Origin of the sequence: Salinicola tamaricis, assembly GCF_003006155.1 — a bacterium.
In the GTDB taxonomy this organism is placed as follows: Bacteria; Pseudomonadota; Gammaproteobacteria; order Pseudomonadales; family Halomonadaceae; genus Salinicola; species Salinicola tamaricis.
This window is the reverse complement of sequence record NZ_CP023559.1, coordinates 2,077,081-2,090,238: the sequence shown is the minus strand read 5'-3', so window position 1 is coordinate 2,090,238 and position 13,158 is coordinate 2,077,081. Positions and strand designations below refer to the sequence as shown.

General features: G+C 60.8%; 9 protein-coding genes and 3 pseudogenes. 6 read left to right on the top strand and 6 right to left on the bottom strand.

Annotated elements, in window-relative coordinates; genetic code table 11:
- Positions 1-149 precede the first annotated feature (149 nt).
- The 5 genes from CN538_RS09605 (at position 150) to CN538_RS19895 (ending at position 5,309) form a co-directional block, all read left to right on the top strand.
- Complete coding sequence (locus tag CN538_RS09605; RefSeq protein ID WP_106419281.1) at positions 150-2,951, top strand: type VI secretion system Vgr family protein; 2,802 nt, start codon at positions 150-152, stop codon at positions 2,949-2,951.
- Positions 2,948-4,024, top strand: a complete 1,077-nt coding sequence (locus CN538_RS09600) for a hypothetical protein (RefSeq protein ID WP_106419280.1) — start codon at positions 2,948-2,950, stop codon at positions 4,022-4,024. Before CN538_RS09605 ends, CN538_RS09600 begins: the two co-directional genes overlap by 4 nt.
- An 11-nt stretch (positions 4,025-4,035) precedes the next feature.
- The gene (locus CN538_RS09595; protein ID WP_106419279.1) at positions 4,036-4,467 is read left to right on the top strand and encodes a hypothetical protein; all 432 of its coding nucleotides are present in this window, start codon (positions 4,036-4,038) and stop codon (positions 4,465-4,467) included.
- Between the two features lie 23 nt (positions 4,468-4,490).
- Complete coding sequence (locus CN538_RS19900; RefSeq protein WP_164999563.1) at positions 4,491-4,970, top strand: hypothetical protein; 480 nt, start codon at positions 4,491-4,493, stop codon at positions 4,968-4,970.
- A gap of 69 nt (positions 4,971-5,039) precedes the next feature.
- Positions 5,040-5,309 carry a hypothetical protein gene (locus tag CN538_RS19895; protein WP_129591342.1) on the top strand — a complete coding sequence of 90 codons (270 nt, stop codon included), beginning with the start codon at positions 5,040-5,042 and terminating at the stop codon, positions 5,307-5,309.
- Between the two features lie 41 nt (positions 5,310-5,350).
- Here the strand turns inward: CN538_RS19895 and CN538_RS26215 are convergent.
- From CN538_RS26215 to CN538_RS09565, 5 genes and pseudogenes are all read right to left on the bottom strand, one after another.
- Positions 5,351-6,002, bottom strand: a pseudogene (locus CN538_RS26215) (formylglycine-generating enzyme family protein).
- Positions 6,003-6,349: 347 nt separating this feature from the next.
- Entirely contained in the window at positions 6,350-6,907 is a 558-nt protein-coding gene (locus CN538_RS26210; RefSeq protein WP_422917577.1) for a formylglycine-generating enzyme family protein, read from the bottom strand.
- Positions 6,898-7,329 (bottom strand): annotated as a pseudogene (locus tag CN538_RS26205) (formylglycine-generating enzyme family protein); the annotation flags it as partial. The gene CN538_RS26210 and the pseudogene CN538_RS26205, both read right to left, overlap by 10 nt.
- Positions 7,330-7,583: 254 nt before the next feature.
- Positions 7,584-8,911: pseudogene (locus tag CN538_RS09570) on the bottom strand (deoxyguanosinetriphosphate triphosphohydrolase).
- 142 nt (positions 8,912-9,053) lie between these two features.
- A complete protein-coding gene (locus CN538_RS09565) occupies positions 9,054-9,917 on the bottom strand; it encodes an isocitrate lyase/PEP mutase family protein (RefSeq protein WP_106419275.1) in 864 nt (287 codons plus the stop codon).
- Positions 9,918-10,214: 297 nt separating this feature from the next.
- On the opposite strand from CN538_RS09565, the gene CN538_RS09560 reads away from it, so the two are divergent.
- On the top strand, positions 10,215-11,324 hold the full coding sequence (locus CN538_RS09560) for a cobalamin-independent methionine synthase II family protein (protein ID WP_106419274.1): 1,110 nt from the start codon (positions 10,215-10,217) through the stop codon (positions 11,322-11,324).
- 39 nt (positions 11,325-11,363) lie between these two features.
- Here CN538_RS09560 and CN538_RS09555 read toward each other — a convergent pair whose 3' ends face one another.
- Complete coding sequence (locus CN538_RS09555) at positions 11,364-13,115, bottom strand: alpha-amylase family glycosyl hydrolase (protein WP_106419273.1); 1,752 nt, start codon at positions 13,113-13,115, stop codon at positions 11,364-11,366.
- Positions 13,116-13,158 lie beyond the last annotated feature (43 nt).

Genomic DNA, 13,158 nt, shown 5'->3' with positions numbered 1-13,158 from the left:
GGCGAAAATGCGCCTTTTCCGGCCGATATCTCACACGCTTTGTAGCCGATCGCTTACAAACATTTTTCTCATGATGCGTTATCCTGATCCTCTGACCATTGTCTCTGACCCTCGTCGACCGGCTCCGCCACCGCGATCAGGAAAACCGCATGCTCAACGATCTCCTCGACACCTTCGATATCGATCTGTCGCAGTCGCAGCGGCTGCTGACTCTCGATATCGCCGGCACCGCCCTCGTGCCCCATCGGCTGGTGGGCGAAGAGCGCGTCAGCGCGCCCTTCACCTATACCTTGGACTGCATCTCCCAGCAGGGCGATATCGAACTCAAGACGCTGATGGCACAGCCGGCGCGGCTCTCGATCCTGCAGGCCGATGGCAGCTACCGCCCGCTGCACGGGCTGGTCTCCGAGGCCGCGCTGCTGGGCGAAGATGGCGGCGTTACCTACTACCAGCTCACCCTGGTGCCGTGGCTGGCCATGCTCGGCCTGGGCCGCGATAGCCGTATCTTCCAGGATCGTAGCGTCGTCGATGTGCTTACCGCCGTATTCGATGATTACGACCTCGCCAAGGGGCGATATCGCTTCGATTTGCGCCGCGAGTATCCCGCCAGAAGCTACTGCGTGCAGTATCGCGAGAGCGATCTGAACTTTGTTAGCAGGCTTCTAGAGGAAGAAGGATTATGGTTCTATTTCGAATATTCGGGGTCCTCAACCTCTGCTGACAACGGCCAGGATAACGCCTCATCGACAGAATCCGGGGCGGACTTCGACGGCCATCGGCTGGTGATCACCGACGATGTCGATACCACCCAACCGGTCAGCCCCCAAGCGATCCGCTTCCACCGCCAGGCGGCCACCGAGCGTGAGGATGCGCTGACCCAGTGGGGCGGTGTGCGCACCCAGCAGCCCACCCGGGTCAGCGTGGGTACCTTCGACTACAAGCAGCCCTCACTGACCAAGCGCACCGGGCTGGATACCCTCAGCGATCAGGGCAACCTGCCGCCGACCGAACTCTACGACTATGCCGGCGAGTACTACTACCACGGCTATGAGCGCGGTGAGCGGCTGACCGAGAACCGCCTTGAATCGCATGAATCCCGGGCCAAGCGCTTCCGTGGCAGCGGCGGCGCACGCCAGCTCCAGGCCGGGCGCTGGTTCGAACTCACCCAGCACCCGCTGCACGACAGCGGCGGCGAGCCCGAGCGCCAGTTCCTGCTGCTGGGCGTCACCGTGCACGCCGAAAACGCGCTGCCGGTCTCAGCCCAGCTCCAGGCGCTACCGGGCAGCCTGCAGCCCCAGCTCGACGCCGCCAAGCAGGCGCACGGTCTCGAAGCTGATACCGCAGATCCTACTGGCGAGCGTCTCTCCGACTATGCCAGCGGCGGCACCGGCCACTTTCTGGTCGACCTCGAAGCCCAGCGCCTCAGCCAGCCCTACCGCCATCCGCTAACCCACCGCCGCCCGGTGATCGGCGGGCCGCAGACCGCCACCGTGGTCGGCCCGGCCAACGAGGAGATCCACACCGACCACCTCAACCGGGTGCGCGTCCAGTTCCACTGGGACCGCCAGGGTCAGCAGGACGAGAACTCCAGCGTCTGGCTGCGGGTCTCCCAACCCAATGCCGGCGCCGGTTGGGGCGGTGTGTTCGTGCCGCGTATCGGCCAGGAAGTGCTGGTCGACTTCCTCGAAGGTGACGCCGACCGCCCGCTGATCACCGGCCGGGTCTACAACGGCGAGCAGACGCCGGACTGGCACAGCCACGGCCTGCTCTCCGGGTTCAAGAGCAAGACCTACCGCGGCAGCAAGTACAACGAGCTGGTGTTCGACGACGCCACCGACCAGGAACGTGTCCGTCTCAACTCCGAAGCCGAGAAGAGTCAGCTCAACCTCGGCTACCTGATCCACCAGACCGGCAACACCCGCGGCGCCTTCCGCGGTACCGGGTTCGAACTGCGCACCGACGCCTATGGCGCCATCCGCGCCAATCAGGGGCTCTATCTCTCTAGCTGGGGCCAGCTCGGCGCCAGCGGCGACCAGCTCGACCTCACCCCGGCCAAACAGCAGCTCGACAGCGCCTACCAGCTCACGGACTCGCTGAGCCAGAGTGCCCAGGATCACAACGCCGACGCCCTCGAGGCCCGCGAGCATCTCAAGCAGGCAGGCGAAGACGCCGACGACACCTACGGCAATAGCGAACAGCTTGCGGATGCTGATCAGAGCAATGCCCGTGGCGCCACCGACAGCGGCGGCCGTGGCGAAGCGGCACGCATGAAAGCGCCCTGGCTGCATATGGCCTCGCCCGCCGGCATTACGCTGAGCACGCCGGAGTCGACCCACCTGGCCCAGGGCCGCTCGCTGAGTGTCTCCAGCGGCGAGGACGTCAACGTCGCCACCGGCAAGAGCCTGGTCGCCTCGATCTCCGAGAAGCTCTCGCTGTTCGTCTACCGCGCCGGCATGAAGTTGTTCGCCGCCCGCGGCAAGGTCGAGGTGCAGGCGCAGGATGGCGAAATGGCCTTCACCGCGGAGAAAGGCGTCCAGGTGACCTCCACCGAAGGGCGTATCGAAGTCCAGGCCGAGAACGGCATTCTGTTGCAGAGCGGCGGCGGTTATATCCGCATCGAAGGCGGCAATATCGAGGTTCACTGCCCGGGCGCCGCGGACTTCAAGGGCGCCCAGCACAACTTCGGTGGGCCGACGAGTCAGCCCATGGCGTTCGACCCATTACCCGAGGCGCAAGGCCCCTACGAGCAGTATTTTGCCCTGACCGACAAACGATCGGGCAAGGCGCTCCCCTATGCCAGTTATCGCGTTGAGACGGCCGAGGGCCAGATTGTCGAGGGCCGCGCCGATGCAGACGGCAACACACAGAAAATTCTTACCCGGAAGCCGGAGCAGTTGAAAGTCACGATACTCGACCGCTTCGATGACGCAGCAGAAGGCACTTTGTCATGAGCAGCTCCTCACAGACCGAAACTCACGGCCAAGCCCAGACACGCCTATGTGCGGATGGTGCCCAGGCGTCCAACGATCCTGCTGATCAGCTTTTCTATCTGACCGGGACCAACACCATCCTCTTAGTGCCCCGTGAGGAAATGCCCGACTTCAATACGGAAATGACCACGCTTGAGACGCTGGTGGAAGAGCAGCAACGTGCCACGGCCAATCTCAAGCAGTGGCAAGACCGATATATCGCCTTTGTTCACGGTAGTTACTACAACGAAGACGAGCGCCCCCATATCGAAGCTGCCGGTGGCGTGGGCAACCAAGGCACCGTCGGGCTGCAAGTCCAGCTCGCCCAGAGCCGCCTCAACAAGGCCAATGCCAAGCTCAATGAAGTTGTCGACTCCCTGACGAGCCTCGAAGACCCGAGCAATAACATCGTGGAGCTGGTGGCATTACAACGCCGGGGATGTCGCGCGTCAGACGCCGGATTTCGCATGGGATACGTTCGCGCGGAGAAGATATCACCCGACTGGGAGCGCTATCCGCTATCCAGCAGCGGCCACACGGATATCGTCAATACCAGTGGCCAAGTCGATTGGGAAACGCTACGAGGCCAGCTTCAGGATCTGAGAAGCAGACTCTCCGGAGAAAAGCCCTGGATCGACGGCTGGCTGGCACTGGAGGATCAGGAGAAGGAACTCTTCCACTGGAGCCAAGCCACCAATCGTAATCTACAGCTTGCCGGTGGAGATGCCCCCGCGGACGAGCATCAGACGGGTTCGGCCAAGGTCACGCTCAACAACGAGGCGCAACTGATGCGTTGGGCCTATGGCGCTGGCGGTATTTCTGTCAATGCCAACCCCTATAAGATGAGCGGTTCGATCAAAGCCACCGGGCATGCTGAGCTGATGCTGGCGCAGGCCAAAAGTGAGATTCACTGCTACGAACCGCCCGGCGGCTATATCATGGCTTTCCGGCTACCGCTGAAAGAGTCTGATGCGGAGGAGTCTACGGAGAATGCCGCGAACGCGGAGGCCGCAGAGACAATGATGAGGACAAGAAGTCCAAGCCAACGCAGCTGATCGATTTGGGCATGATTCGCTCTCATATGATCATGGTGACAGAGGGAGGTATAGGCGCCAGCATTGCTGCCGAGCTGAATATCGACGCCGATCTCAGTCGGCCCGGTGGCAGGACGGTAGGTACCCGCGGCACTCTGGACTCCCAAACCCTGCCCGGCATGCAGAGAATAGACATGTCGACGAAGAAGGAGGAAGACAGCGACTCGGGCAATCAGATTCGTGCTTTTGTCGGCGCTGAAATGAGTTGCACGATTACTGGCCAGATCGAATGGAAAAACCCCGAAGTCAATGAGTTCCGCCCTTTCGGCAAGCTGGCTCCGCAAGGCACCGTACAAGCCGGTGCCGGCCTTGAAGGTGGTCTAAACATCACTTATGAAAGGGGAAAATTTAAATTTATGGCTAAAGCCGGATTCTGCTGGGGGTTGGCGCCAAGGGAAAGGTAGCGGGAGAAATCGATGCCAGCCTGGTGGCGGAGTTTATTAAATGGGTGGCCTACCAACTTCGCCATGTAAATTACCGAAAACTCGACTTCATCGGAGCGCAAGCCTTTTCGACAATATCAAATATACTTTACTTGGCCATAACCGCTGAGGAACAACTCGAAGAGGCCCTCAACAAAACTTACGCAGAAATAAGCCTACAGGCAAAAGAGGTCTACGAAAAAATAGACGCCAGCGTATCTAAAAGCTTAAATAGAGGCGCACTGACATCTAGAATAAACTCAGACCCCGACATGCTAAAATATACCACACCGGAAGCAAAAGGAGCTTTGCTATATTTGCTAACAGACGCAAGCTTGATTGATCGCGCGGATCACAGAAACTACGACCTAACATACGACGACCTTATTAGGGCAGGCATTCTACCCAGCCGAAAGAGGGCAATCATTCGAGTATTTGAATGGGTTCAATCAAGAGCAGAATTTGACTGCATCATGCAGAGATAACTCCCGCAATTAGTGCAGAAGATATTCCGACAGGAGAAAAAACAGCCCGAAGAAAGAAGAGAAAAGAGAGTGTACGAGTTCCTCAATGCAGGCGAAAATGACCGCGACTCGCTATTTGAAGGCCGCTTCACCACCAGTGATTATGACAACGATCTACGCAACATATACAACGATCTTCCAGGCGAAGCCCCAAAAGGAGGACGCTTAGTCAGAAATAGAGTTGAAGAGTACTTTACTCAGGTAGAGGAGCGTGTAGCACCGGGCTTCTACACCCCCTGCAACAACACCACCGAAGCTATATGCTTCCCTAGCCACACCAATAGGACCTCGATCGCTTGATACTTAAATACAGGAGGCATATTTCAATGCCTCCTACAAAACTACTTGACTGCTTCCGCGTTGACCACACAACGAAACGTGTATGGTGCCGCTGTTTCCTTATCACCATCCGAGGCAATCAAATCAGGTTTCCGATGATAGCGCTCCATCGTTAATGCCCCACCCCAGCCCTCACCATGGGGCAGCCCTCTGACAACCTTATCCTCTCCTTGCATCGGTCCTTGAGGGTTGTTTTTAGGAGAATCATGATAATAACTAGCCTGATACCAATCTAAAACCCAAGCATATCCATTATCTCCCATCTGATAGAGACCAAGCGGGTTCGGAGGATATAACTTGACTGGATATGGTGCTGCACTAGTCAAATCTCCTGCATTCGTAGCCTTACTTACATCCTCCTCGGTAGGAATGCTTTTCCCTTTCTCTAGCGTTCCTGTACTAGTGCCGTAAGGTATAAACTTCCCACCCGAACGCGCCGCGTATTCCCATTGCGCCTGTCGGCAGAGAAAATGGAAGTGAGGTTTCCTTGGCAAGCCAATCGCAATAATCCTTGGCCTGATACCAGTCTACACCCGCGGGAACATTATCCTGTCGAAACTGCATCTCGAACTTATTGGTGCTATTGATCTTATCTTTACCCGTTGCCTGAGTATAGACATCGTAATCGGCATAGGTCACCTTGGTCGGCGACATATAGAACGTATCCAGCGTGACCTCATGCAACGGCTTGTTGTCTTGATCCGCGCTATAGGGCAGCCCCTTGTCGCTGCCTTTTAGATCGATCGATCGGCCCGAAGTCCCCCATCTGGAAGGTGCCACCCTCGACACGGACGAGCTCGTCTTTCGTCTTCTTGATCAGCGCATCGACCGCTCTTGGTTTTTCGAATCAGCCTGACCATCGCCACAGGCAACCAAGCTCAAAGTCGATAGCGCCAAAAAAATGAACCGAGACTTCATAGATAATTCCTTTTTCCGAAACCTTTAGCTATCACATGCCGCGCAACACCCGTCACGTGAGCTTGTAATCAATCCCATGCAGGTCAATTATAGTACCGTAGGAAGCCTTGCAAATCGAACACCAAAGCCAAACCGCCCCCCCCCATCATTTCAAGCTTTTGCCATTCAACACACAACGAAAGTGTATGGCACCGCCGAGCTTTATCATCACCTGAAGACATCAAGCCCGGCCTCCTATGATATCTCTCCATTGTCAACCTGCCTCCTAAGCCTTCACCAGGAGCCAGTCCTCTTACAACTTTCTCATTTCCCGAGCTTGGACCTTGCGGATTCTTTCTGGGAGAATGTTGATAGTAGTCAGACTGATACCAATCAATAACCCATGCGTAACCATTACCACCCATTTGATATATCCCCAAACCGTTCGGCGGATACAGCCTAACTGGATAAGGGGCATAGATGCTATTATCACCAGCGCTCGTTGACTTATCGACGTCGGCTTGCGTGGGTATGCTCGTACCTTTTTCCAGAGTCCCAGTACTAGTACCATAAGGTATAAGCTTGCCACCCGAACGCGCCGCGTACTCCCACTGCGCCTCTGTCGGCAGGAAAACGGCAGTGAGGTTTCCTTGGCAAGCCAATCGCAATAATTCTTGGCCTGATACCAGTCTACACCCGCGGGAACATTATCCTGTCGAAACTGCATCTCGAACTGATTAGTGCTATTGATCTTATCTTTACCCGTCGCTTGAGTATAGACATCGTAATCGGCATAGGTCACCTTGGTCGGCGACATATAGAACGTATCCAGCGTGACCTCATGCAACGGCTTGTTGTCTTGATCCGCGCTATAGGGCAGCCCCTTGTCGCTGCCTTTTAGATTGGGATCGATCGGCCCAAAGTCCCCCATCTGGAAGGTGCCACCCTCAACACGAACGAGCTCGTCTTTCGTCTTCTTGATCAGTGCATCGACCGCCTGCTGGTTTTCCGGATCAGCGTTGCTCTGCCCGCATGCGGTCAGAGAGAGCGATATTATCGCCGCCAGGATCGACCAAGGTTTCATGAGCGCCTCGCGCTTCCGATATCGCCAACATAATGCCATATAAGATGGCACGGTAGAGGGCAAACTGTCAATACCGGTAACGGCGGGCGGTGATGGTCATGTCACCCGGTGATATGTTCAAGAAGCACTAATTTAATGAGCAGGTACCAAGGGAGCGGCAATGCCCTTGGGCACACCGGTGAGAGCAACGCCGCGGGTTCTAACGCTTTCACTGAGGCCGAGACGGCAGGGCGTTGCGCCCTGCCGCGCTTCCCTCAATCCCCCTTGAGGCGGCCGCCCATCTCCTGGGCGAGTTCGACCGCGTAGTGGTCGGCATGCCACCGATGAAGTCGAGCATGCGGCGGTAGCTGGCGTAGAGCGACCAGGAGGGTTTGGGGGTGTTCTCACCGATCAGCGCCAGCACGCGCTGGTGCTTGAAGGATGACTGGCCGGTATGGTGCAGCTCGTGGGCGGCGCCGATGAAGGCTTCGAGCAGGATGCCCAGGGTGGTGTAGGCGCCGATCTCCAGCTTGGCCGCGCTCGTTCTGGAAGATGCGCTCGCGCGCCAGCTGCTTGGCCGCGGCCACGCCCCAGGCCAGGTCCGGGTGGCACAGTTCGAGCAGGTCGTCGGTCAGGGTGCCGTTGAGCAGCGCCTGCTCGTGCTGGACGAACACATCGCCGACCTCGTTGACCGCGCGCTCCATCGCCGCGCCGCGCAGGGCGGCGATACGGCGGCGCTGGGAGACCCCGCATCCTGCATCCGGGATACCCCTTGGGCGCTCTCCGGCGATCTGCAGGAGTACTTCCGCGACTTCATCGAAGCGCAGAATGCCCATCTCCAGGCCATCTTCCAGGTCAAGCAGCGCATAGCAGATGTCATCGGCAGCCTCGACCAGATAGGCCAGCGGGGGCGGCACCATTTGGAGTCGCCGGCCGGCTTCATGCCGAGACGATCGACCACCTCGGAGAGCAGGTGCTTCTCCGACTGATAGCAGCCGAACTTGCCCCATCTTGCCGCCGTGCTCGACCGTCCACGGATACTTGAGCAGCGTGCCCAGGGTCGCCGCCGAGAGCCGCATGCCGCCGCGGAACGGTTGTACTCGATCTGGGTGACGATGCGAAAGCCCTGCGCGTTGCCTTCGTAGGTGAGCAGGTCAGCACGCTCGGCCTCGTCCAGCCCATCGAGCAGGCCGCCGCCCTGCTGCTCGGTCCACTTGAACCAGTCGCGGATGGCGTACTCACCGGCGTGGCCGAACGGTGGGTTGCCGATGTCGTGCCCCAGGCAGGCCGCCTGCACGATCACCCCCAGGTCCGCGGGGCTGACCCACTCAGGCAGCCGCTCGCGAAGCTGTTCGCCGACGATCATCCCCAGGCTGCGGCCGACACAGCCGACCTCCAGAGAGTGGGTCAACCGGGTGTGGATATGATCGTTGTCGGTGAGCGGGTGCACCTGGGTCTTGCGCCCCAGGCGCCGGAACGAGCCGGAGAAGACGATGCGGTCGAAGTCCTTGTGGAAAGGACTACGCCCCACCTCACCGCGCGAGGTGCGGGCGTCGTGTAGACGCACGGGGTCGAGCAGGCGCTCCCAGTGCATGGCGGTCATCGGTATCTCCGTTCGAATGGACAGCGGCTCACTGCCGAGCCACAAGGGGGACGCTAGGTGTTCCCCTCAACACCTAGCATGCCGATCGCTCGGGACGAAGAAAAGCGCTCGCCCCGACATCGCGCCTCGGCGACGCTGGGGCTCACTCCTTGACGTCCATGTATTCGCGCGCCCAGATGCGGTACTCCTCCAGGGTGGAGTAACGCGTCGAGAGACGCGAGGCGTCGAGGTCGTTGGTGGCGATGTCGCGCTGCTCGCGCAGGCAGTCGTAGGTCGCCTTGATCGCGGCGAAGTAGGCGGCGTGGCCGTTGACCACGATGCGCACCCCGAGCTTGGCTAGGCGGGCGCGGTCGCGCAGTGCCGGATTGTCGTAGGTGACCAGCATCAGCGGTACGGTCAGCACCGAGGCCAGCGTCTCGAGATGGTCGAAATCGCGCACGCCGACCAGGCAGATGGCGTCCACGCCGGCGGCCTGATAGGCACGAATCCGCGCGACCGCGGCGTCGTCATCGAGCTGCCCGGCGTTGGTGCGAGCGATGATCGCCATCGCCGGGTCGATGCGCGCTTCGAGGGCGGCGCGCATCTTGCCCACGCCCTCTTCGACCGGAATCAGGTCGGTGGATTTGTGCCCGTACTGCGCCGGCAGCAGGGTGTCTTCGATGGTCAGGGCAGCGATCCCGGCGCGCTCCAGCTCGGTGATCGTGCGCATGACGTTGAGCGCGTTACCGTAGCCGTGGTCGGCGTCGGCGATCACCGGCAGCCGCGCCACGCGGCCGATCCGGGTCGCCTGCTCGACGAACTCGCTCAGCGTGATCAGGGCGAAGTCGGGCGCCGCCAACACCTGCAGCGAGGCCACCGAACCGCCGAGAATGCCCACCTCGAAGCCCAGGTCAGCGGCGATACGCGCCGACATCGGGTCGAACACCGAGGCGGTGTAGTAGCACTCGTCGTTGGCCAACAGTTGGCGGAAGGCATTGCGCAGATCGTGCTGAGAAGGTGTCGCCACGGAAGACTCCTGTGATGTCGCCCCGCGCCTTGCGTCACGCGCGGTGATGAATGAGAGGATGAAAAACGAACGTGAACCGGCGCACGCTGGCGCGACGGGTCGAGTCAGAATGTCGACGATTCTACCACTAAAGTCTTATCGTCAAACGTCAGCGCCGATGAAGGCTCGGCGGTCTCGAGCGCCAAGGTGAGCGCCGTGCATGATCTGCGTGAAGCGCCTTCATTGGTGTCGATCGTACTCATCACGCACTATTAGCACCCTCAGCATGCCGTCGTGTTACTACCGGAGAAAACTGCCATGTCACAAGTGCATCCCCCATTCCGAGCCGATATCGTCGGTAGCTTTCTGCGTCCGGCGGCACTCAAGGCGGCCCGCGCCCGCTATCAGCAGGGCGAGATCGATGCGGCCGCACTCGCCGCGGTGGAGGATCGCGAAATTCGCCGGGTGGTCGAGCAGCAGGAGGCGGCCGGCCTTGCGGTGGTTACCGACGGTGAATTCCGGCGTGCCTGGTGGCACTTCGATTTTCTCGAACAGCTAAACGGCGTCACCGGCTTCGTCGGTGAGCAGGGCATCCAGTTTCAGGGCATGCAGACCGGGGCCAAGCAGATCCGGGTCGACGGCAAGGTCGGCTTCAACCCCGACCATCCGATGCTCGGGCACTTCCGCTATCTGGCCGAGGTGGCCACGGCGATGCCCAAGATGACCATTCCCAGCCCCAGCGTGCTGCACTTCCGCGGTGGCCGCAAGAAGATCGACAGCGATGTCTATCCGAGCCTGGACGCCTTCTTCGCCGATACCGCCGATGCCTATCGCGAGGCGATCCGCGCCTTCTACGCTGCCGGCTGCCGCTATCTGCAACTCGATGACACCGTGTGGGCCTATCTCTGCTCGGAGAAGGAGCGTGAAGCCGCCCGCGCCCGGGGCGACGACCCCGACCGGCTGCAGGCGATCTACGCCGAGATGCTCAACCACGCCCTCGCCGACAAGCCCGATGACCTGTTCGTCTCGCTGCATGTCTGCCGTGGCAACTTCCGCTCCACCTGGATCAGCGAAGGCGGCTACGAGCCGGTGGCCGAGACGCTGTTCGGCCAGGTCGGCGTCGATGCCTGGTTCCTGGAGTACGACAGTGATCGTGCCGGCAGCTTCGACCCGCTGCGCTTCATTCCCGAAGGCCATCAGCAGGCGGTGCTCGGCCTGGTCACCACCAAGGTGGGCGACCTCGAAGACCCCGCCGGCGTGCGCGCCCGGCTCGACGAGGCCAGCCGCTTCGTCGCCAAGTCGCAGCTCTGCCTGAGCCCGCAGTGTGGCTTCGCCTCCACCGAGGAGGGCAACGACCTGGCCGAGCAGGCGCAGTGGGACAAGATCCGGCTGGTGGTGGATCTGGCCCGCGACTACTGGGGCGCGTAACGCGGCACGCCCCAGCCTCAACCCCGGCGACGCGCGATCTCAGCTCGGCCGCGTGCCGCCCTCCTCCTGCCCCATCAGCGAGCCCAGCAGACGGCTCAGGAAGCCCTTGCGCTCGAGATCCGGTTCCTGCTCGATCAGCGCCCGCGGGTCGATGCTATCGCGGGCGATCTCGATGAACGCCGCCTGGAACGGCGGCAGCCTCAGTTGCCCCTCCACCAGCTCGGGGCTGAAGCCCTGGCGGTAGACGATCTCTCCGGCGCCCTTGGGCAGCCCGGTGGTACGGGGCTCGGCGGTCAGGTTGAACACCGCGAGGATCGCCTGATCGCGCGAGACGCGCAGCCAGCCCAGCAGCTCGTCGTCGAAGTCGGAGAGAATCAAGGTGCCGTCGACCATCGCCGACTGCGCCTTGCGCCAGTGCAAAAAGGCACGGGTCACGTTCAGGGTGCTGTCGGCATCGGCGAGCTGACGATCCACGCACAGGCGGCGGCGATGATGCACATCCACTGGCAGCCAGGGCTCGACGCTGGAGAAGCCACCGCGGTCGCCCTCGCTCCACGGCATCGGCGTGCGGCAGCCATCGCGCCCCTTGTACTCTGGCCACAGCGCCAGGCCGTAGGGATCGACCAGCCGCTCGTAGGGCACATCGGCTTCGGGTAGCCCCAGTTCCTCGCCCTGATAGAGACACACGCTGCCATAGAGCGAGCAGAGCATCACCGTGGCCAGCCGCGCCACCAGCGGCCCGTGCTGTTCCAGATGCTCGTGATCGGTCCAGCGCGAGACCACGCGCATCACGTCATGGTTGGAGAGCGCCCAGCACGGCCAGGCATCGACGGCGTAGTACTGGAAGTGCTCGATTACATCGCGTAGCTGCTTGGCCTCGAAGCGCGCATCGAACAGATCGAAGGTATAGGCCATATGCAGGCGGTCGTTGCCGGTGGTGTACTCGACCATCCGCTCCAGCGGGCGGTCGTCGGAGATCTCGCCTACCGTGGTGGTGCCGGGGTACTCCTCCATCAGCTCACGCAGCTCGCGTAGAAAGCCCAGGTTCTCGGGCTGGCTGATGTCGAACTGGTGGCGCTGCATGGCGTAGGGGTTGGACGCCGGTACGCTGGGCGTCTTGAGTTCGCCGCTGCCCAGCGCCGGGTTGTTCTCGAGCCCCTGGCTATGGAAGTAGAAGTTGGAGGTATCGAGGCGAAAGCCATCGACCCCCATGTCGAGCCAGAAGCGCGCGTTGTCGAGCTGCGCCCGGCGCACCGCCGGATTGTGGAAGTTGAGATCCGGCTGGCACGACAAGAAGTTGTGCAGATAGTACTGGCGGCGCCGGCTGTCGAAGGTCCAGGCGCTGCCGGTGAAGAACGACAGCCAGTTGTTGGGCGGCGTGCCGTCGGGCTTGGGGTCGGCCCAGACGTACCAGTCGGCCTTCTGGTTGTCGCGCGAGCTGCGGCTCTGCACGAACCAGTGGTGCTGATCGGAGGTATGGCTGAGCACCAGGTCGATGATCACCTTGAGTCCCAGCTCGTGGGCACGTTCGAGCAGCATCTGGAAGTCGTGGAAGGAGCCGAACATCGGATCGACGCCGCGATAGTCGGTGACGTCGTAGCCGAAGTCCTTCATCGGCGAGGGAAAGAATGGCGAGATCCAGATCGCATCGACCCCCAGCTCGGCGACGTAGTCGAGCTTCGAGGTGATCCCCGGCAGATCGCCGACGCCGTCACCGCGGGCATCCATGAAGCTGCGCGGATAGATCTGATAGATGACGCTGCCACGCCACCAGGCGGTGTTCTCGATCATGGCATCCCCTGGGTGATGGATTGACGCCCGGTCACAACACCGG

Excerpts from the sequence above, each read along its gene's own strand:
- CN538_RS09560 (WP_106419274.1), top strand. The coding sequence starts at position 10,215 with ATGTCACAAGTGCATCCCCCATTCCGAGCCGATATCGTCGGTAGCTTT.
- CN538_RS09605 (WP_106419281.1), top strand. The coding sequence starts at position 150 with ATGCTCAACGATCTCCTCGACACCTTCGATATCGATCTGTCGCAGTCG.
- CN538_RS09555 (WP_106419273.1), bottom strand. The coding sequence starts at position 13,115 with ATGATCGAGAACACCGCCTGGTGGCGTGGCAGCGTCATCTATCAGATC.
- CN538_RS09595 (WP_106419279.1), top strand. The coding sequence starts at position 4,036 with ATGATTCGCTCTCATATGATCATGGTGACAGAGGGAGGTATAGGCGCC.
- CN538_RS09600 (WP_106419280.1), top strand. The coding sequence starts at position 2,948 with ATGAGCAGCTCCTCACAGACCGAAACTCACGGCCAAGCCCAGACACGC.